The 20,469-nt window shown below is 51.9% G+C and carries 19 protein-coding genes; 7 read left to right on the top strand and 12 right to left on the bottom strand.

The annotated features are described in order from the left end of the window. Positions 1 to 426, top strand: coding sequence for a peptidoglycan-binding protein LysM (gene lysM, locus QQL62_RS04895; protein WP_284376579.1), 426 nt, complete (start codon positions 1 to 3; stop codon positions 424 to 426). Between the two features lie 106 nt (positions 427 to 532). Beyond that, on the top strand, positions 533 to 2,431 hold the full coding sequence (locus tag QQL62_RS04890; RefSeq protein WP_284376578.1) for an acyl-CoA synthetase: 1,899 nt from the start codon (positions 533 to 535) through the stop codon (positions 2,429 to 2,431). 98 nt (positions 2,432 to 2,529) lie between these two features. Here QQL62_RS04890 and metG read toward each other — a convergent pair whose 3' ends face one another. The 3 genes from metG to QQL62_RS04875 are packed head-to-tail and all read right to left on the bottom strand — an operon-like array spanning position 2,530 to position 5,417. Continuing rightward, positions 2,530 to 4,239, bottom strand: coding sequence for a methionine--tRNA ligase (metG, locus tag QQL62_RS04885; RefSeq protein ID WP_284376577.1), 1,710 nt, complete (start codon positions 4,237 to 4,239; stop codon positions 2,530 to 2,532). Positions 4,240 to 4,263: 24 nt separating this feature from the next. Then, a complete protein-coding gene (nusB, locus tag QQL62_RS04880; RefSeq protein ID WP_284376575.1) occupies positions 4,264 to 4,731 on the bottom strand; it encodes a transcription antitermination factor NusB in 468 nt (155 codons plus the stop codon). Beyond that, positions 4,728 to 5,417, bottom strand: a complete 690-nt coding sequence (locus QQL62_RS04875; RefSeq protein ID WP_284376574.1) for a riboflavin synthase — start codon at positions 5,415 to 5,417, stop codon at positions 4,728 to 4,730. Before QQL62_RS04875 ends, nusB begins: the two co-directional genes overlap by 4 nt. 198 nt (positions 5,418 to 5,615) lie before the next feature. Between QQL62_RS04875 and QQL62_RS04870 the strand changes: the two genes are divergently transcribed. The 3 genes from QQL62_RS04870 to QQL62_RS04860 all read left to right on the top strand — a co-directional run bounded on the left by QQL62_RS04870 (position 5,616) and on the right by QQL62_RS04860 (position 10,210). Further along, the gene (locus QQL62_RS04870; RefSeq protein WP_284376573.1) at positions 5,616 to 6,914 is read left to right on the top strand and encodes a capsule polysaccharide biogenesis protein; all 1,299 of its coding nucleotides are present in this window, start codon (positions 5,616 to 5,618) and stop codon (positions 6,912 to 6,914) included. Between the two features lie 69 nt (positions 6,915 to 6,983). Then, positions 6,984 to 8,135: a polysaccharide biosynthesis/export family protein gene (locus tag QQL62_RS04865; RefSeq protein WP_284376572.1), complete on the top strand. Its 1,152-nt coding sequence runs from the start codon at positions 6,984 to 6,986 to the stop codon at positions 8,133 to 8,135. 5 nt (positions 8,136 to 8,140) lie between these two features. Continuing rightward, complete coding sequence (locus QQL62_RS04860) at positions 8,141 to 10,210, top strand: capsule polysaccharide biogenesis protein (protein ID WP_284376571.1); 2,070 nt, start codon at positions 8,141 to 8,143, stop codon at positions 10,208 to 10,210. Here the strand turns inward: QQL62_RS04860 and ribD are convergent. From ribD to QQL62_RS04840, 4 genes are all read right to left on the bottom strand, one after another. Continuing rightward, complete coding sequence (gene ribD / locus QQL62_RS04855; protein WP_348520654.1) at positions 10,207 to 11,298, bottom strand: bifunctional diaminohydroxyphosphoribosylaminopyrimidine deaminase/5-amino-6-(5-phosphoribosylamino)uracil reductase RibD; 1,092 nt, start codon at positions 11,296 to 11,298, stop codon at positions 10,207 to 10,209. The two genes, QQL62_RS04860 and ribD, sit on opposite strands and share 4 nt — an antisense overlap. Then, positions 11,298 to 11,768 carry a transcriptional regulator NrdR gene (gene nrdR, locus QQL62_RS04850; RefSeq protein ID WP_284376570.1) on the bottom strand — a complete coding sequence of 157 codons (471 nt, stop codon included), beginning with the start codon at positions 11,766 to 11,768 and terminating at the stop codon, positions 11,298 to 11,300. The genes ribD and nrdR overlap by 1 nt, the downstream gene beginning before the upstream one ends. 113 nt (positions 11,769 to 11,881) lie before the next feature. Continuing rightward, complete coding sequence (locus tag QQL62_RS04845) at positions 11,882 to 12,460, bottom strand: thymidine kinase (RefSeq protein WP_284376569.1); 579 nt, start codon at positions 12,458 to 12,460, stop codon at positions 11,882 to 11,884. A gap of 408 nt (positions 12,461 to 12,868) precedes the next feature. Continuing rightward, positions 12,869 to 13,075, bottom strand: a complete 207-nt coding sequence (locus QQL62_RS04840) for a hypothetical protein (RefSeq protein ID WP_284376568.1) — start codon at positions 13,073 to 13,075, stop codon at positions 12,869 to 12,871. Between the two features lie 159 nt (positions 13,076 to 13,234). Between QQL62_RS04840 and QQL62_RS04835 the strand changes: the two genes are divergently transcribed. Further along, positions 13,235 to 13,771 carry a DUF4329 domain-containing protein gene (locus QQL62_RS04835; RefSeq protein WP_284376567.1) on the top strand — a complete coding sequence of 179 codons (537 nt, stop codon included), beginning with the start codon at positions 13,235 to 13,237 and terminating at the stop codon, positions 13,769 to 13,771. Here the strand turns inward: QQL62_RS04835 and QQL62_RS04830 are convergent, their stop codons facing one another. The 5 genes from QQL62_RS04830 to QQL62_RS04810 all read right to left on the bottom strand — a co-directional run bounded on the left by QQL62_RS04830 (position 13,772) and on the right by QQL62_RS04810 (position 19,430). Further along, the gene (locus QQL62_RS04830; RefSeq protein WP_284376566.1) at positions 13,772 to 14,182 is read right to left on the bottom strand and encodes a secondary thiamine-phosphate synthase enzyme YjbQ; all 411 of its coding nucleotides are present in this window, start codon (positions 14,180 to 14,182) and stop codon (positions 13,772 to 13,774) included. A 245-nt stretch (positions 14,183 to 14,427) separates the two neighbouring features. Beyond that, a complete protein-coding gene (locus tag QQL62_RS04825) occupies positions 14,428 to 15,039 on the bottom strand; it encodes a GIY-YIG nuclease family protein (protein WP_284376565.1) in 612 nt (203 codons plus the stop codon). Between the two features lies 1 nt (position 15,040). Further along, positions 15,041 to 17,011: an RNA polymerase sigma factor RpoD gene (gene rpoD, locus QQL62_RS04820; RefSeq protein WP_284376564.1), complete on the bottom strand. Its 1,971-nt coding sequence runs from the start codon at positions 17,009 to 17,011 to the stop codon at positions 15,041 to 15,043. Positions 17,012 to 17,108: 97 nt separating this feature from the next. After that, positions 17,109 to 19,067 carry a DNA primase gene (gene dnaG / locus QQL62_RS04815; protein WP_284376563.1) on the bottom strand — a complete coding sequence of 653 codons (1,959 nt, stop codon included), beginning with the start codon at positions 19,065 to 19,067 and terminating at the stop codon, positions 17,109 to 17,111. 57 nt (positions 19,068 to 19,124) lie between these two features. Then, on the bottom strand, positions 19,125 to 19,430 hold the full coding sequence (locus QQL62_RS04810) for a DUF6476 family protein (protein ID WP_284376562.1): 306 nt from the start codon (positions 19,428 to 19,430) through the stop codon (positions 19,125 to 19,127). Here QQL62_RS04810 and QQL62_RS04805 point away from each other — a divergent pair. Further along, complete coding sequence (locus QQL62_RS04805) at positions 19,429 to 20,454, top strand: RluA family pseudouridine synthase (RefSeq protein ID WP_284376561.1); 1,026 nt, start codon at positions 19,429 to 19,431, stop codon at positions 20,452 to 20,454. The genes QQL62_RS04810 and QQL62_RS04805 overlap by 2 nt on opposite strands. The last annotated feature ends 15 nt before the right edge of the window (positions 20,455 to 20,469 follow it).

Genomic DNA, 20,469 nt, shown 5'->3' with positions numbered 1-20,469 from the left:
ATGGGCCTATTAAATTTTGCGAAAAACGTTGGCAAGAAATTGTTCGGCGAGGATGACGACGAAGCAACAGCAACCGAGGCATTGAACACCGAGATCGCCGATCTGGGCTTGGATGCAGAGGGCGTCGAAATCGCGGTTCAGGGCGACGAAGTCGTTCTAACTGGAAAACCAGCATCTAAATCTATCAAAGAGAAGCTGATGCTTGCCCTTGGCAATGTTAAGGGGATTGCTGGTGTTCAAGACAATTCCGAGGATGACTCGGAAGGTGTTTTCCATACGGTTGAATCAGGCGATACCCTATGGGCAATTGCTGAAAAAACCATGGGCAATGGCGCCAAGTACGAAGAGATTTTTGAGGCAAATAAGCCAATGCTAACCCATCCTGATAAAATCTATCCAGGTCAGGTCTTGCGTATTCCTACATAATACGACGATGCGTCAAAATGATTTTAAGGGCAGGCTATCCTGCCCTTTTTCTTTGACGTTAACGTAATCTTGCGTCATCCTTGAGAGAAGACTGGGAGGACTTATCGTGACATATCAATTTAGAAATACACAAGATGTAAAGAAAATCGAAGAGGGCACATCGGTTGCCGAGATCGTATCAGTAAAAACACCCTATCAGCAGCTGTTGGAAACAAAGAATAATTTCCCAGAACGTGGCGCTGTTAGCTTTCAGCTGAAGTCCGGCCCAAAGGATAAAGCCCAGACCCTGTCATGGAAATCGTTGACACAGCAGGTGACCAAGGCAGCCAATCTGTTCCGCGCGCTGGGGGTTGGTGAAAACGACGTGGTAGCCTATCTGTTACCGACCACGACCGAGACGTTGGTCACCCTGATGGGGGGGATGACCGCGGGTAAGGTTGCCCCGATCAATCCCACATTAGAACCGGAACATATTTCCGCATTGCTCCGCGAAACCGGTGCTAAGGTATTGGTTACCATGCGTTCTTTCCCAAAAACCAATGTTGCAGAATTGGCCCATGCCGCTGCTGCCGAGGCCCCCTCGGTAGAAACGGTTGTAGAGGTAGATCTGCTGGAGCATCTAACACCGCCTCTCAAGTGGATCGTACCGCTGATCCGGCCTAAATTTGAAATAAAGCATTCTGCCAAGGTTATCGATTTCCATTCGGCACTGGCCGAGCAAAATGGCGATGCGTTGGATTTCGAAGAAAGTGCGGATGATCGATTCTGTGCATTGTTTCACACCGGTGGCACCACAGGGCGCCCCAAAATCGTACAACACCAACAATCGGGTGTGTTGTATAATGGCTGGATTGGCAGCACCCTGTTATACAAGGAAACAGACGTAGTGCTTTGCCCTTTACCATTGTTCCACGTATTTGCGGCCTATCCTATCTGGGCGGGGTGTTTGAAATCTGGTGCGCATATGATTTTGCCGACCCCTGCGGGCTATCGCGGTGATGGTGTTTTTGACAATATGTGGCAGCTGATCGAGCGCTGGAAAGTGACCTTTCTGGTCACTGTGCCAACGGCTGCGGCGGCCTTGATGCAACGCCCCGTCAATGCTGATGTTTCTAGTCTTAGTGCCGCATTTTGTGGATCTGCCCCACTGCCTGTGGAGCTGTTTAAAAATTTCCAAAAGGCCACGGGTGTGGAAATTATCGAAGGCTACGGCATGTCCGAGGCCACCTGTTTGGTCTCCTGTAACCCCACAGATGGCGAACGACGCATTGGTTCTGTCGGGTTTCCTTTCCCCCATACGGATGTGCGCATTTATGACTGTGATGCCGAGGGTAAGGTTTTGGCCGAGATGGGCGTTGATGAGGTTGGGGAGATTTGTGTCTCTAATCCTGGTGTTGCCATTGGGCAGACCTATACTGAGGCGGATAAAAACACCGGCCTTTTTGCCAATGGCACGCATTTGCGCACCGGCGATTTGGGCCGCATTGATGCCGAGGGCTATCTATGGATCACGGGGCGCGCGAAAGACTTGATCATACGTGGGGGGCATAACATTGATCCTGCGGTCATCGAAGAAGCCTTGGCGGGCCATCCTGCTGTTGCCTTTGCGGCAGCTATTGGTCAACCAGATATTAAAGCCGGAGAATTGCCTTGCGCCTTTGTCGAATTGGTAGACGGTGGCGAGGTGACGATCGACGAGCTGATGACCTATGTTGGCGACCATGTGCACGAGCGCGCCGCACGGCCAAAATATATGGAAATCTTACCAGAATTGCCCAAAACAGCCGTGGGCAAGGTGTTTAAGCCCGACCTGCGCAAAATGGCGATCACTCGTATTTATGACCAAGCACTGACAGATGCCGGCCTGCCGGTTTCCGTGGCCTTGGTTGTTGAAACCAAGAAAAAGGGTTTGGTGGCGATGTTGCAGGCCAGTGGCGATGCATCCGACGAGGCTGTCACCGCAGTATTGGGTGGGTTTATCCAAGGTTGGGAATGGGCTGAATAAGCACGAGATCAGCGCAAAAAATTAGGGCTGGTGCACTCTCTGCACCAGCCCTTTTAGTCTCTAGGTCTGACATGGGTCACAGCGGCTGTGCCGGCGCCCTATACGCCTGCAAAGCGGCTCTCCATTTCATCCCGCGCATCATCGCTGATTTTAGCAAACATCACCTCTGGTACGCTAAAGCTATGCCCTGCGGTTAAGGTCTGTAGGGCCTCTGCTGCATCCTGTGGCCAGCTTAGATCCACATTCATGGCCTCGCCCATAGTCTGGGCGGCATCGGGGATAAAGGGCTGAGATAGGGCGGCATAAAGCGGGATCAGATTTAAGGCAAAGCGCACAATCGCTGCCGAGGCCTCTGGATCTGTCTTAAACAATGACCAAGGAGCCGCCGCCTGTAGGTATTCGTTACCAATGGCCCAAATGGCCCGCAAGTCAGCAGCGGATTTACGTACCTCCATCGCAGCCATATTGGCGTTATACGAGGCAAGGCGGGCATTGATCTGATCGATGACTGCCTGCTCGGCCGCGCCATACACGCCCCCTGCGGGCACTTCTTCGCCGAATTTAGAGCGGCAGAATTTGGTGATGCGGGACACGAAATTCCCCAGAACATCGGCCAAGTCCTTGTTCACGCCAGATTGGAAACTTTCCCATGTGAATTCGCTATCCGAGCTTTCTGGTACATTCGACAGCAACCACCAGCGCCAGTAATCAGAGGGCAGGATATCCAGGGCTTGGTTCATAAACACCCCGCGCCCCTTGGATGTCGAGAACTGCCCGCCATCGTAATTTAGATAGTTAAAGGACTTGATATAATCCACCAATTTCCAATTGTCATCCGCGCCCATGATCGTGGCAGGGAAAGATAGGGTGTGAAAGGGGACGTTGTCTTTGCCCATGAATTGAACGTAATTCACATCATCCGCGCCCTTGTCGGTGCACCACCAACGCTGCCATTCGGCCGGTTCGTGACCATTGGCCTCGGCCCACTCTGCCGTGGCGGCAATGTATTCGATCGGTGCGTCAAACCAGACATAAAAGACCTTGCCCTGCATGCCGTCCCACTCTTGGGTGCCGCGCTTTACGGGCACCCCCCAATCCAAATCACGCGTGATGCCGCGATCCTGTAATCCATCACCATCATGCAACCATTTTTTTGCAATCGATGTGGTTAGAACTGGCCAGCCCTCGCGTGTTGAAATCCATTTGTCTAAGGTATCGCGCAGTTTGGATTGGCGCAGATACAGATGCTTGGTCTCGCGTACCTCTAGATCAGTAGATCCAGAAATTGCAGAGCGCGGGTTGATCAAATCGGTCGGGTCTAGCTGTTTGGTACAATTTTCGCACTGATCTCCGCGCGCATCCGCAAAACCACAGTTGGGGCATTCGCCTTCAATATAACGATCAGGTAAGTAGCGGCCATCAGTGTTGGAATAGACCTGTTTTTCACTGACCTCTTCGATCAAACCATTCTCGGCTAACCGCCCTGCGAAATATTGCGTAAGCTTGTGGTTTTGCGGGCTGGAAGAGCGGCCAAAATGATCGAATGATAGTCGAAATCCACGGGCCAATTCTGCTTGAACCTCGTGCATCTGTGTACAGAACTCCTCGACACCTTGGCCCGCTTTCTTCGCCGCTAATTCTGCGGGGGTGCCGTGCTCGTCTGTGGCACAGATATACATGACCTCGTGGCCAATAGCGCGGCAGTAGCGCGCATAGACATCAGAGGGTAGCTGGCTGCCCACTAGGTTCCCGAGGTGTTTTACACCATTGATATAGGGCAGGGCGGATGTGATCAGGGTGCGGGTCATGGGTTATTCCAATAATGAAGAGTTTTATTCGGCGAAGGCGTCTGGGTTTGCTTCGCGGGCCATATGATCCAATACGGCGTTTACGAAATTGGCTTCGCGACCCTCTGGAAAAAACGCTTTGGTCACATCTACATATTCACTAATCGCGACCTTGGGGGGGGTGTTCTGTTTTACCAGTTCGGCCCCAGCCGCACGAAAGATTGCGCGGATGGTTGGATCGATGCGATCAATTGGCCATTTTTTTGCCAAGGCGCGATCTGTCATTTGATCGATCAGCGCTTGCTGGTTCACTGCCTCGTAGATCACGGTTTCGAAATGGGCGATATTGCCTTGCGCATATTGGTCACCCTCGTAGGTTGCACCAAAGCGATGCTCGACGAATTGTTCGCGCACCGCATCCATAGTCTGATCCGAGGCTTCCATTTGGAACAATGCCTGTACAGCATAGAGCCGCGCGGCGGATTTCATTTGTCTCTTAAGGGCGACATTCATGTTGTTTTACTCGCTTGGCCGGCAATATCGATAAAGTCCGCATCAGACTTAAAGCTATCGGGGCGTGGTTTAGCCTCGCGCACCTGCGCTAGACGCGCCACATAACGCGCCAGCGTGTCAATCTCCAGATTTATTTTATCCCCAAGCGCCATATCCCCCCATATTGTACAGGTTTTTGTGTGGGGGATCAGGTTTACGTTAAACCGACTGCCATCAACCTGATTGACCGTAAGGGATGTGCCGTCCAGCGTTACGGAACCTTTCTCTGCAATAAACTGCGATAATTTATCGCTGGTTTCAAAGGTCACGACTGTGCTGTCGCCCACCTGATCCATCTGAACCAGATCGGCCAGACCATCCACATGCCCCGAAACCATATGCCCGCCCAGCTCGTCGCCTAATTTTAGCGCGCGCTCTAGGTTCAGCTTGGTGCCGATTTTCCAAGCTTTGTTGCCAGAGCCGATGTTGGTAATGCTCTGAGATTCCGATGAAATTTCCACATCAAACCAGCTGTGGGTTTCAAGTTTGCCTTTTTCTATAACCGTCAGGCAGACCCCGTTACAGGCAATAGATGCCCCGAGATCAATATCATCCGCATCATAGCGGGTTTGAATACGCGCGCGCATATCCCCATTTTGCTCTAGTGCGATGACTTCGCCGATGTCGGTGACAATACCCGTAAACATTTTCGATTCCTCTGAATTTCACTGAAAACTAGTAGCTATTTACCCGTACGAATGCCAGCAAATTGCCACCGAAACTGTCCTTTTATCCATATTGCTTATCAGATATAGAACTCGGTATAAGTTTTTAACATAGTTTTTAAAAAATACCGGTATGACGGTGCTGTTTACCAGCACACGCTGGCGTTGCAAGGAATTGAATTGGCATCTCTTCGCGAAATTTCGCGCCCCAAGCGCAAGTTTGTCTTTCTTCAGGGGCCGCATGGCCCGTTTTTCTATGAACTATCGCGGATATTGCAAAGCTCTGGTGCAGAGATCGTAAAGATCGGATTCAATCAGGGGGATGCGCGGTTTTGGCCCGATCATAAAACCTATATCGCCTTTAAACAGCCACAGGATGAGTGGGCGCAGTACCTATCGGACTACCTGGCTCGGGGGGTAACGGATCTGGTGATCTATGGGGATCATAGGGTTTTTCATGCACAGGCGATCAAGATCGCGAAAGACGCGGGCGTTACCATCCATTGTTTCGAAGAGGGCTATATGCGCCCTTATTGGACAACCTATGAGCGCGGTGGCGTGAATGGGCATTCTCGGCTAATGAATATGTCGATAGATGAAATGCGCAGCTGTTTAGGCCGTATTGATGAGGATCAGCCAGAGGCGCCGGCCCGCTGGGGCGAATTGCGTCGCCATGCACTTTATGGGGCGATCTATCATCTGAACCTGTTTCTTGGTCGGCGCAAATACCCGAATTATCGAGGGCACCGGACTGCTACCCTTGGTCAAGAGCTATGGGCGCATTGCAAGCGTTTGATCCTAATGCCCTATCGCTGGGCAAAGCGGATGATCGCTACGCGCAGAATTACAAACAAAGGCTATGTATACCATGTGGCCTTGATGCAATTGGGTCATGACTCGTCCATTGCCGAGCATAGCGATTATCGCGACAATGCAGAATTCATTCACGATGTTATCTCAGGCTTTGTGAAAAAGGCGCCTGCTCACCATCATCTGGTTTTTAAGGCACATCCCCTAGAGGACTACCGTGAACGGCCCGATCGGGTGGTTGCCCAGATTGCCGCAGAATTCGGTGTGGCCGCACGGGTGCATTTTTTGCACGGCGGTAAATTGGCGGCTGTCTTAGATTTCGCGCGCTCGGTTATCACCATAAATTCCACCGCGGCACAACAGGCGCTGTGGCGTGGGCTGCCGGTAAAAACACTGGGCCGCAGTGTTTATTCCAAGCCAGAATTGGTATCCCAGCAAACAACCGCAGATTTTTTCGCGCAGCCAAACACGCCAGATTTAAACGCCTATCGCGATTATCGGCGGTTTTTACTGGTGACCTCGCAGATAACCGGTGGTTTTTATGCGCGCAAAAGCCGCGCGCGCCTTACGCGCCAAGCGGTCGATCTGGTGCTGTCATCCAGCGACCCATACGACCTGATTTCGCAATCTCCTGCCGCGCCAATGCAACAGATCAAACTGATAAAATGATTTTTGCATTCTTTGGTGGAATTCTACCTAGAATTGGGTAAAGCTTTGCAAAAAAGATAGGGCGGATTAATGCGCGGCAAAAATTTTATTGGCACTGCTGTTAAAACATTGACATTTGGGGGGCTGTTATTTGGAATAGCCGCTTGTACTATTTTCCCAACAGCGGGCCCAAGCAAAAGCCAGCTTTTGGCGGGATCGTCCAAACGTGGCGGTGAAACATTACTGGTTCAGGTTACACAACGCGTTGCAGATATCACCAATGTCGATGAGACCCTGCGCTTCCCAAGTACATTTCTACAATCAGGCGGGATGAACACAGATGTAGTGCGCAGTGGCGATGTTCTGGTGCTAACGGTTTATGAGAATGTAGAGGCCGGGATTTTAGGCAGCGCAGGTTTGCCATCAGTGATCAACCACATTCAGGTGGATCAAACAGGTCATATTTTTGTACCTTATGCTGGGCGCATCCCTGCCTCTGGTAAGACCACAGAAGAATTGCGCAGATCTATCGAGGCCAGCCTCGCAGCACAAACCCCTGATCCGCAGGTGCAACTGGCCCGTGCCGAAGGCACCGGCGCATCCGTGACGGTATTGGGCACCATGGGGCAGGGCGTCTATCAGATCGATAATTCCACCCGTCATCTGACGGGCATATTGGCACAGGCCAGCCGCGGTTCCAGCATTGCCACGGGGCAAGAAGACCTGACCAAGGTCACGCTACAACGCGGGTCGCAAACCGGCAGTGTTTGGTTGCAGGATCTCTATACCAATCCACGCAATGACGTGCATGTGCGCCCCAATGATCGGATCATTATCTCGCAGGATGTGCGATCCTATACTGTGATGGGGCAGGTCGGTAACACAGGGCTGCGCAGCTTCTCTAAGCCCAAGATCAATGCCCTTGAGGCCATCGCGCAAAGCCGTGGCGTTAATTCGTATTCAGGGGATTCCACTGGCATTTTTGTATTGCGAGATGAAAAGCCAGAGATTGTCTCTCAGCTGACCGGTGTTTCCAATTTTGTGCAATCACGCCGTGTGCTCTATGTGCTAAATATCGTTCAGCCTGATGGTCTATTCTTGGCACAGGATTTTGAGATTCGCGACAATGACATCATGTTTGTAACCGAGGCACCCTATTCGCAATTCACCAAGGTTATTTCGACGTTCTTGGGTGTGCTGGGCACTGGGGATCGTTTGGTCAATACCATCGAAGATTTGTAACATCGATGGCCTTAGTTAAGGCAAAGAAGAAAATAGAAAGCTCTGGGTTGTATGTGTACAGCTTGGGGCTTTTGTTTTCGCGCAGGCCCAGACAAATTCTACAGGCCCATGGGTATAAAATCCGCTTTGGTTGGCCGCGCGCCAAGGGCGATATGATCGCTGTTTGGGGGCGCAAGAAGTCATCAAGGCGCGGTCGGTTAATTGCCAAGCGGCGAAAACTGCCTTTGCTGACGGTAGAGGATAGCTTTCTTCGTTCTGTACGTACCGGGCGTCAGGGGGCGCCCAGTTTAGGCGTGATACAGGATCGCAATGGCATTTTCTTTGATGCGAATACTAAAAACGATCTACACCAGTTTATCCATCACAGCATAGGCCTATCAGCACAGGAACTAGGCCAAGCGCGGGGTGCTATGCAGATGATGCAGCGCCAAAACCTGTCGAAATACAATGCCTTTGCGCTGGACGACCCGCTGCTGCCATCGAAATTTGTGCTGGTAATTGACCAAACCAAAGGTGATGCGTCTATCAGCAAGGGCGGCGCTGATGCCGAGACCTTTGCGCATATGCTACAGGTGGCGCGCGATGAAAATCCTGGATCTAAGATATTGATTAAGACCCATCCCGAAACGATGGCGGGCACGCGGGCAGGGCATTTCAACACTGAAGATCAGGATGATAACGTTCAGCTCTATGACCGCGCGGTTTCTCCTTGGGCGTTGTTTGATAGGGCGCAGGCGGTTTACTGCGTTACCTCGCAAATGGGTGCAGAGGCGATTTTTGCAGGCCACAAACCGGTGGTTTTCGGGCGGGCATTTTATGCCGGTTGGGGGCTAAGCGATGATCGCCATCCCAAGTCGGTGGTCAAGGGATGGCGCGAACCTGAACATATATTTTGGGCGACCTATTTGAAATACGCGTTGTACTTTGATCCGTTTTTTAATCGGGCATCGGATTTCCAACGTACCACAGAGATCCTTGTGGCTCAGGGGCAGAACTGGCGGGATGGCGCATCGGGTGCGGTGATGTATGGCATGCGCCTATGGAAGCATGGGTTTATGCGCAAATACCTCAGCGGTGCGCGCAAGCCAGTGCTTTTTGCCAAGACTGTTGCAGATGCCATTACCATGGCGCAGCGCCAGCCAGCCCCGATTTACCGTTGGGGTCAGAAGGGTGGTAGTGATTTGGTGGTGCGAGCGCAAAAGGCCGGGGTTGATTTGATCAATGTCGAGGATGGGTTTATCCGTTCTAGTGGCCTAGGAGCGCATTTAATCACACCTTGTTCATTGGTTTTTGATCACAGCGGCATCTATTATGACCCCAACTACCCCAGTGACCTAGAAACCCAGATCAACGCCTCTATTTCTCTATCCGAAACCCAGCTGTCGCGCGCCACTGCGTTGAAGCGATCTTATATTAAGGCAGGGATATCTAAATACAACTTGGGTGCAGCAGAGGTGAAGATAGCGCCCAAAAAGGGCCAGCGGATTATATTGGTTGTTGGCCAAGTCGAGGATGATGCCTCGGTTTTGTTGGGGGCAGATCAGGTTAAAACCAACAAGGCGCTTCTGTGGGCGGCGCGGCAAAAATTTCCAAATGAGTATATAATCTACAAACACCACCCTGATGTTGTTGCGGGACTGCGGCGAGGAGAGGTGGGGCAGGAAACGCTACGGGCCACGGCAGATTTGGTTCTGTCGGAGGGGGATATTTCTGATCTGATTGGGCGCTGCGATACGCTGTGTACCATTACCTCTTTGGCGGGGTTCGAGGCACTGATGCAAGAGCGCCATGTGGTGTGCTTTGGGGTGCCGTTTTATGCGGGGTGGGGGTTAACCGAGGATTTGGCGGCCATGCCAGATCGCCGAAAATCCAGACCCAACCTTACGCAATTGATCCATGCGACCTTGATCGATTATCCGCGCTACTGGGATCCTGTGTCAGGCCAACCCTGCCCGCCAGAAGTGGTGCTCGAGAGGTTTTCCACAGGCCAAGCTTCGCCTCGGCGTGGGCCACTTAATCGCGCACTAGCCAAGCTACAAGCGCGATTTTCGGGATTTGCCTATCTATGGCGCTAGGCGGGGTGCCATGTGGAAATGATATCGCCTCCAAATGATTTGCTCTGCACCAGCTTCATGCGTGGCGCATCCGCAAGGGCGCAAACCTCCATTGTGCCCAATGCACCGATGCCTTCGGCGCCAATTGCCACGCCAGCGGTAATGGTGATCAGCTGATCCACCACCCCGTGCCTCAATAGGGATGCGGCCAAGGTGCCCCCGCCTTCGCAAAAAACCCGCGTGATGCCCCGCGCCGCGATTTTCCCAAGGGCATCGCCCAAATCAACCCCAGCAGGCCCAGAGGCACAGGCGATCAGCTCTGCCCCGGTTTTGGCCCAGCCTTGGGTCTGCGCCCCCTGTGCGTGGCACATCCAAACGGGAATTTCCTGTGCCGTTTGCCCAAGATTGCCGGTTGGACTTGATTGCAACTGACGATCCAGAACAATGCGAACGGGTTGTTTTATTGCGCCAAATTCGCGAACTGTTAGGCTGGGATCATCTGCAGTGCTGGTGGCGCGGCCGACCATTACCGCATCATGGGTCGAGCGCAAAAGGTGAACATATTTGCGACTGTTGGGCCCTGTTATCCATTGGCTATCGCCAGTTCTTGTGGCGATTTTACCATCCAGTGTTGTTGCCAACTTTAGCGTAACAAAGGGGCGGTTCTCCTGTATCCGCTTGAAAAAACCGGCGTGTTGATGATCCGCCTCGGATTTGCAGATATCTGTTGTTACCTCGACACCCGCTGCGCGCAACATAGAGATGCCGCGCCCAGATACCCGCGGATCTGGATCCGTGGTGGCGACCACTACCCGTGCGATGCCTGCCTTGATCAGGGCCTCGGCGCAGGGTGGGGTTTGGCCATGATGTGCGCAGGGTTCCAGTGTAACATAGGCCGTGGCACCGTGGGCCTGCTGAGCGGCCTGTGCCAATGCAATGGGTTCCGCGTGGGGTCGGCCCCCTATTTGTGTCCAGCCGCGGCCCAGAACGATGCCATTTTTGACAATTACACATCCCACAAAAGGATTAGGCCACGTGGTGCCCGCGCCACGCGCGCCAAGCGCCAGTGCCAATCGCATCCAGCGCTGGTCAGCAGCAACCGTTTGCATCAATCCTCTTCTTTGGGTTCTGGTGGGCGCAACTCTTTGACAAACTCTTCAAAGTCATCAGCCGCTTGGAAATTTTTATATACGGAGGCAAAACGCACATAGGCCACAGTATCAATGCGGGCCATGGTATCCATGACAATTTCCCCAATCTTGGCGCTATCGATATCTGCCTCGCCCATGCTTTCTAGGCGACGCACAATGCCAGAGATCAGCTGTTCAATGCGATCAGCCTCGATGGGGCGCTTTTGCAGCGCCATTCGGATGGAACGGGCCAGTTTGTCGCGATCAAAATCCTCGCGTTTGCCATTTTTCTTGACCACTACTAGATCGCGCAGCTGAACACGCTCGTATGTGGTGAAACGACCCCCACAAGAGGGGCAAAACCGGCGGCGTCGGATCGCCACATGGTCTTCGGCTGGGCGGCTATCTTTCACTTGGGTATCGGTATTACCGCAAAACGGACATCTCATGGGGCCTGATCCTTGGGTTTGTGCTCGGTTTTAGTATAATTTAGGGATCTTATACACAGTATTCCCATATTTGGGTAGAGTCACTTTGGCAACACTAGGGGTGGTGGTTTAGCCTATTTCCCAACCGCCTCGCACCAGTGGCGACGGCACAGGGAAACATAGGTTTCATTACCGCCAATTTGGATCTGGTCACCTTCTTTTTGTACATTTCCTTCGCCATCCTGTCGCACCACCATGGTGGCCTTCTTGCCGCAAAAACAGATTGTTTTCACCTCGCGCATTTCATCCGCAAGGGCCAGTAAAACCGCTGATCCAGGGAATGCATTGCCCAGAAAATCTACCCGCAACCCGTAGCACATAACTGGTACATTCCAGTGATCTACCGCGCGCGCCAATTGCCAGACCTGATCTGGGGTTAAGAATTGCGCCTCGTCTACAAAAACACAGGCGGTGGGGGTTTCTTTCGTGCGCTTTTCGATGATGCGGTACAGATCATCATCGGGGGAATAGGTTGTGGCCTTTTGATCTATCCCGATACGCGATGCGATAATGCCCTCGCCAGCGCGATCATCATGGGCGGCCGTTAATAAAAACGTGCCCATGCCGCGCTCGCGGTAATTATAGCTGGCCTGTAACAACAGGGTGGATTTTCCTGCGTTCATGGTAGAGTAATTGAAATATAGTTTTGCCATAGCCAAACAATAACTAACGCATTGTTAAAGGTAAATGGAACCCAGCACTGATGGCTAAAATTTAGCCAATTGACCTATTTTCACAACTATTTTCGCGGCGACATTTGTATTCCGTGTATTTGTGCGGGATGCGCAGATCAACGCTGATGATCCAGATATCTCTGTGACGTTGAAAAATACGATAGCGGTTTAGGGTTCGGTGGAATCGAAGGGAATTTGTAGCGCAGCGCTGTTGCGTCGGGAAAATTACTTGCGTTTCTCGTGATTCAAGAAAACTGTGGCTTGGTCCCTTGTATCAAGAGTTCTGCTCGAAATGAAAATCAGGCCAAAATGTCCCTTTCAATTTTCAAACAGCAAAAAACACTTGGCAATGCGCAGCCCCCAAGAAGCATCCCTGATCAACAGAGATCAGAAAGGCGCAACCGATAAAAAGCCCTCCCACAGCGTTTGGTATGGGGTTATCGGTTTGCGCGGCACAGACAATTTCATAGGGAAATTGTTGAAATCCTTGGGACGGTATGTGGTTGATACATCTATCGCCAATCGCAAAATTTGTAGATGCGGCGCGGTATTCAGGCGCACAAAATGGCGGATGGCATAGATATCATCTGGCATCCATTGCCCTAATTTTATGAAGGTGGCGTAGCTAAATGTGTTTATCCAGCATCTCAAACTCGAGGGGATGTTTTTTACGGCTAGCATATGGTAAGGGGAAGGTGCGCTGATAAATAGTGAGCGCGTTCAATTTGTTTGTCTATTGAAACTGGAGTTAATATGCGTTGGTTGTTGATTCCCTTTGTGTTGACGTGTTGTGTAGAGAATTCAACTGATATCGCAGCCCCTATAGAGCGTATTCAACCCCAATCTCGGGGCGAAATAGAATTTGCGAAATCTGTTCTAGAGGATCTGCAACAACGCTCTTTTGAGAATAACCGCGAATACTGTGGATATATTGGGATTAACCAGCAAGGTGAATTTGTGGCCAGCAAGCCGACCGAGGGCACCAAGAAATTTTGCCGCGCTGATGAACCCGATCCTGATTTAGAACTCTTGGCCTCTTATCACACCCATGGTGGATATTCGCAGGACCATGATAGCGAAGTGCCCTCTTTGGATGATTTGCAGGCGGATATTTCCGAAGGCGTGGATGGCTACGTTGCCACCCCTGGCGGGAGGGTCTGGTTTAACAATGCAGAGGAACAGACATCACGATTGCTCTGCGGGGTGAAGTGCATCCAGTGGGACGAAAGTTTCCAAGAAGATTATGAGGTGCCAGATTTCATGAACCTTCAAGACCACAAAGAATGGTAATCAGGCCAAATGCGCGATGACACGGCGCTGATGCGGGGCATCACGATGTTCGAATAGGTATATGCCCTGCCATGTGCCCAATGCCATTCTACCCTTGGTCACGGGGATAGAGAGCGAAACCGGCATCATCGCGGCCTTGATATGGGCAGGCATATCATCGGGGCCTTCATAGGTGTGGCTAAGGTATGACATAGTCGGATCCGTTGTAGGCGGGACAAGGCGAGCGAAATAATTACGCAAGTCTGTTTGTACCTCTGGGTCTGCATTTTCTTGGATCAGCAAAGAGCAGGACGTGTGTTGAACGAACAATGTCAGCAGGCCCGTACCTATATCGACCCAATTGATGACATGGCGGGTGAATTCATAGAGGCCTTGGCCGTTGGTTTGGATGGTGAATTGGGTTTGTTGCATGGGGTAGGGTAACGCGACGGGCGGCGAAGGGCAATGCGCTGTGGCGGGGGTATTTGCACGAAATCAAGGCCATAGGCCGCCGTGCATGGCCAGCCTGTTATCGGCAGGTTGGCGAGGGTGTGAGGGTTTTGGCTTCTATGATGTTTGTGTTACTTGGCGGGGATAAACTGGTCAGCGGGGTTGTGAGTTTGATAGCCCTTTGGCTGGTGAAGCACTGTGTTGTGATGTTTTCTCAATGTGTGCTGTCAGTCTTCGTTTTCTAAACGTTTGCGCCGCGCATCTAATGTTTCACCTTCAAACATCCAAGATTCAGGGCCAGAAACTGCCGACCATGTGTAACCAAGTTTATGAAACACAGTTAGCGCAGCTTGTGAAAGGCTTTGTTCAATATCGTCATAAATAACAGTCCTGTTATCAACAACTTGGCATGTTTCAGTCTCGTCTTTGTTGTGGAGTAAGATCGAGCCAGCCGGAATATCAACCATCTTAAAGTTGAAACGGCTTCGGCGCTCTTTAACTTTTGCAACAGCTATAGAATCTTCTTTAGTTTGAAAGATGTCATCATGTGGAGTTACCTCTTTGATAGTTGCCAACTTCAATGCAGATGCAGCACGTTCAGGGCTGATTTCGAAAAACTCTCTGTTTTTTCGAACTCTATGATCGTCAAAGGCATCATGAATTAGACGCTCAGCAGAATCGCAACTGGCAACCTCGGCTGCATAGAAACATTCGAAGGGTAAAGGGACGCCGGTCGTATCTAGTGCTTTTATTCGTTTAAGTAAATGTGCTTTGGTCTTACCAATTTTGATAAGACCAGGCATTGCTTCATTTGTTAGGATGTAGATCACATCGGCCATTTTACTGATCCAAGAAACTCCGCAACTTGCGACTTCTGCTTGGATGCTTCAGTTTCCGCAACGCCTTCGCCTCGATCTGTCTGATCCGCTCGCGGGTCACGCTGAACTGTTGGCCAACTTCCTCTAGCGTGTGATCGGTGTTCATGCCGATCCCAAAGCGCATGCGCAACACGCGCTCTTCGCGCGGGGTCAGGGATGCCAACACGCGGGTTGTTGTTTCCTTTAGGTTGCCTTGGATCGCGCTGTCCAATGGTAGGATCGCGTTTTTATCCTCGATGAAATCGCCCAGTTGGCTGTCTTCCTCGTCGCCAATTGGGGTCTCAAGGGAAATAGGCTCTTTGGCAATTTTCATCACCTTGCGTACTTTTTCCAGAGGCATTTGCAATTTGGATGCCAATTCCTCGGGCGTTGGTTCGCGGCCGATTTCGTGCAGCATCTGGCGACCGGTGCGCACCAATTTGTTGATCGTCTCGATCATATGCACAGGGATACGGATGGTGCGGGCCTGATCTGCAATAGAGCGGGTGATCGCCTGACGGATCCACCATGTGGCGTAGGTGCTAAATTTGTAGCCGCGGCGATATTCAAATTTATCCACCGCCTTCATCAGGCCGATATTACCCTCTTGGATCAAATCTAGGAATTGTAGGCCGCGGTTGGTGTATTTTTTCGCGATGGAAATTACCAAACGTAGGTTGGCCTCTACCATTTCTTTCTTCGCAATGCGGGCTTCTTTCTCACCCTTTTGCACTTGGTTCACGATGCGGCGGAATTCGGGGATATCTACGCCGATATATTGGCCGACTTGGGCCATATCCGCGCGCAGATCTTCGGCCTTGTCGCGGTGTTTTTCGATAAAGGTCTGCCAGCCGCGGCCTGGCTCATCTGCGATTGTGTCTAACCATACTGGATCCAATTCGTAACCACGGTATTTTTCGATGAATTCACGACGGTTTATACGAGATTGATCCGCCAATTTTACCATGCCTGAATCGATTGACATGATTTTCCGATTAATACCATACAGCTGGTCAATCAGCGCATCGATCCGATTGTTATGTAGGTGTAAAGAGTTGACCATCTCTACCAAGCTTTTGCGCAGCTTTTGATAGGATTTTTCGCTCTTGTCAGAAAATGTATCATCGTCGTTAATCGTGGCCGAGATGCGCTCGTCCTGCATGGAGGCCAGTTTATTATAATTGCCGGCAATTTTTGCCAAGGTTGCCAGAACTTCGGGCTTTAGTGCCTCTTCCATTGCGGCCAGAGACAGGTTCGCTACCTCATCCTCGTCATCATCTTCATCGTCATCGATAATCGGGTTGCCGTCTGCGTCCAGTTCGCGGGGCTTTTCGCCATCGGCTTTGGGGGATGCGGTCTTTGCGGCATCGGCCACGGGCTCTTCGTCGTCATCTTCCATGGTGCCACTGAATGTGGTCTCTAGGTCAATCACATCGCGCAAAAGGATTTCTTCTTCCAGCAATTCGTCGCGCCAAATGGTGATCGCTTGGAAGGTCAGGGGGCTTTCGCAGAGGCCCTCGATCATGGTTTTACGACCGGCCTCGATACGCTTGGCAATGGCGATCTCGCCTTCACGTGATAACAGCTCAACAGAGCCCATTTCCCGCAGGTACATGCGTACGGGATCGTCTGTTCGATCCAGCGTTTCCTTGCCGGTTGATGCCAATGTGATCTCTTTTGGATCGCTGGCCACCACCGCGACATCCTTGGGGGTATCATCGTCTTCTAGCTCGTCTGCCTCAATGATGTTAATGCCCATTTCCGATAGCATCGACATCACATCCTCGATCTGCTCGGATGAGACCTGATCGGGGGGCATAACATCATTCAGCTCGTCATAGGTGATATAGCCACGTTCCCGCGCCACTGCGATCATTTTCTTGACGGCGGCTTGGCTCATATCGCCCATGCCTGCGTTGGCTTCGTCTTTTTTAGAATTGTCGTCTTTGGCCATATTGGCGGCTCCTATCACATGGGCAAGTGCCCGATTAAAACGAATCACTATCGGTTTTGTCGAATCAACACATCGAATCGATGATTCGCAATGGTGTTTAGTGCTTTTTCTTTACCCAAACCTGATCATCGAGCATATTTTGCAACTGTTTCTTCATCGCATCCACATCTTCACCTGCTGTCGCGCCCTCTTTTTCGATTGCGGCGGTGGCCTTTACCTTGGCATCGGCGGCCTGTTGTAGGCGCCAAGTCAGGCCCTCGTCCGCTAACCCTAGCAACTCTTGCTCTGCGTCTCTGATTTCGGCTGATGCCCCAATTAGCGCAGAATGCTTTGCCAATTCCTCTTGCAGCGTACGCTCGGTTTTTTCAGGATCAGCGCTGGCGTGTAGGAACGGGTGGCTCTGAATTGGTTTCAGTTGGAACAGTCGTTCAAGCGGCGAATAGCCCAATGTTTCTTGCATTACCCCTACCAAGATTTCGGTACCATCTGTATCAGGTAGGTCGATATGTAGGTTTGCCAAGAGGCAATTCATAATTTCTTTCAGCTCGGGCGTGGTGATCTGACATCTTTCTAGTCCGGCCTCGTGGGTCAATGCCGCTGCCGGGTTGCGAAGCGCCGCCACAAGTATCACTGCTTCGCGGATATGATAGGCACCTTGATCTGATTGCCCGCCAAGGATCGACGATCGAACCCCCTCTGTTGGGCCATGCTTTATGTCGCGTTTGCTCCAAGGCTGAAAGGGGCCGCGCGGTGGGAATTTTGCTGACCCTGCTGGCGCGAATAAGGTGTCGCGTAATTCCTTGATCGCCGCACCATAATGCTGGCGAACCGAGGGGTTTTTGATTGTGCGAATGGCCGTGCGCAGCGATGCATCCAGTGCTGCGCGCCGCTCTGGGCTGTCAAAAACCTTGCCGTCTATTTCGCGCTTCCACAGAAGGTTTACCATGGGTTGGGCGCTGTCTAACAGCGCCTGCATCGCATCGGCCCCATCGGCCTTTAGCAGATCATCAGGGTCCTTGCCCTCTGGCATAATGCAAAACCGCAGGGATTTGTCCGGCTCGATTAACGGTAGTGCTAGATCAATCAATCGCAGTGCCGCACGCAATCCGGCGGTATCGCCATCCAGCGCTATAATCGGCTCTGGGTGCATGCGCCACATCAATGCCAGCTGACCCTCGGTGATGGCGGTGCCCAGCGGGGCCACCGCATGCTTGAACCCGAACTGCGCCAGCGCGATCACATCCATATAACCCTCGGCCACAATCAGGCTATCTGCCTTGCCTGCGGCCTCGCGGGCGGGGGCGTGATTGTAAAGGCTGCGGCCTTTGTCAAACAGGGCGGTTTCGTTTGAATTCAGATATTTAGCCCGTGCATTCGGATCCATGGCGCGACCACCAAAGGCAATGCACCGCCCCCGCGCGTCCCGGATCGGGAACATGATACGCCCGCGAAATCGATCAAAGGCCGCGCCACCATCATCGGGCTTGATTGCCAGCCCGGCATCGATGATCTGGGCCTCGTCGACCCCCTTTGCGCGCAAATGCTGAGAAAGAGCGCCGCGCTGGCTGGGGGCAAAGCCGATTTCGAATGTATCTTGGGTCTGCTGAGATAGTCCGCGATTTTGGATGTAATCCCGCGCATCACTTGCTTGGGCCGTGTTATACTGTAGGCGATAGAACTGCACCGCCTGTTCCATCACATCGGCCAAAACCTTGTTGCGGTCTATTTTTTTCTGGGCCTGAGGGTCACGGGCGGGCATGGTCATGCCGGCCTCGCGCGCCAATATTTCGATCGCCTCCATAAAACCTACGTTCTCGGTATTGCGCACAAACGTTATGGCATCGCCCTTCTCGTGGCAGCCAAAACAGTAATAAAACCCCTTGCGGTCATCCACATGAAAGGATGCGGTTTTTTCCGAATGAAAGGGGCAGGGCGACCAAAAATCCCCTTTGGCTGTATTGGACTTTTTCGTATCCCACATCACCTTGCGCCCCACCACAGAAGACAGGGACAAACGATTGCGTAATTCTTCTATAAAACCATCGGGCAGACTCATGGCTGTAATATGCGCGCGCGCGATGTGCGGCGCAAGGGTGGGGTGGGGTGTTTTTGGCTACTTTGGTTCAATTTGGATGCTCTGGCGTAGGGACTGATCTGATTGGTTATAGATCAAAATTTGATTATCAGCCGTTACAATCGCATACCAATCTCCGCCACGGGTATAGGCGCTGGCGGTCACGCCGGCGGGGAGGGTAATGCTGGTTAGCGGTTTTCTTTCTGTTTCTGCAGAGAAGCGCATGACAAACAATGCAATCAAGGTTATGAACCCCAAAATCATCACGATCAACAAAAGGGTCACCAAGCGCCGCAGAAACCGTAGGTTTGCGGGTTCAACGGGTGTTTCCAAGGTATCATTCATGTCCGAGCCTCTTACAATCATTTTGACACTGGGCGATAGCCCCGCTCCGCGTTTGGATAAGGCATTGGCAGGCGTAGTACCAGAGAATGTTACCCTTAGCCGCTCGCGATTGGGTAAATTGATCCAAGCAGGTGCTGTGCAGACCATGGATGGCACAGTGATCGACAATCTGAAATACAAGGCTCAGGCGGGCCAAGAGTTTAAAGTGGTGATGCCAAAGGTTGAGGATTACGAAAACGCCCAGCCCGAAGATATCCCCTTGGATGTGGTTTTTGAGGACGAGCATCTGATTGTGGTGAACAAACCTGCGGGCATGGTCGTGCATCCTGCGCCTGGATCAGAGACAGGAACACTGGTGAATGCGCTGTTGCATCATTTTGGCGGAGATCTGTCTGGGGTGGGCGGCGAAAAACGGCCCGGTATCGTGCATAGAATTGACAAGGATACCTCTGGGCTGTTGGTGGTTGCCAAAACCGACGAGGCGCATCAAGGTCTGGCCAATCAATTCCGCGATCACTCGATTTCGCGCCAATACCTTGCCATCACCAAAGGGGTCGCGCAGAAATCTGATCCGCGCCTCGCGGGGCAACGTGGCGTTGGGTTTGAAGATGGCGGTGTTATTCGCATTGGTACAAATATTGCGCGCCACAAGACCGACCGCAAGCGCATGGCGGTTGTGCAGGATGCGGGGCGTCATGCCATCACGCGGGCGCGAGTCCTCGAGGATTTTGATCACTCTGCATTGATGGAATGCTGGTTGGAAACAGGGCGCACCCACCAAATCCGCGTACATTTTAGCCACATCGGGCACGGGCTGATCGGGGATCCGATCTATGGCCATCGTAAACAAATGCCCCAGACGCGCTTTGATGATACGGGTAGGGCAGTGATTCAGGCATTTAATCGCCAAGCATTGCATGCGCGTTCATTGGGGTTTGTGCACCCTGCAACAGGAGCCAAGGTGGAATTTACTTGTGATGCACCTGCTGATTTTTTGAAACTACTTGTAGTTTTGCGAAAATAATTCCCCAACGTCACA

Source organism: Amylibacter marinus (assembly GCF_030160015.1).
Lineage (GTDB): Bacteria > Pseudomonadota > Alphaproteobacteria > Rhodobacterales > Rhodobacteraceae > Amylibacter > Amylibacter marinus.
Note: the sequence above shows the minus strand (reverse complement) of the source record. Positions and strands in the feature narration are given on the sequence as shown.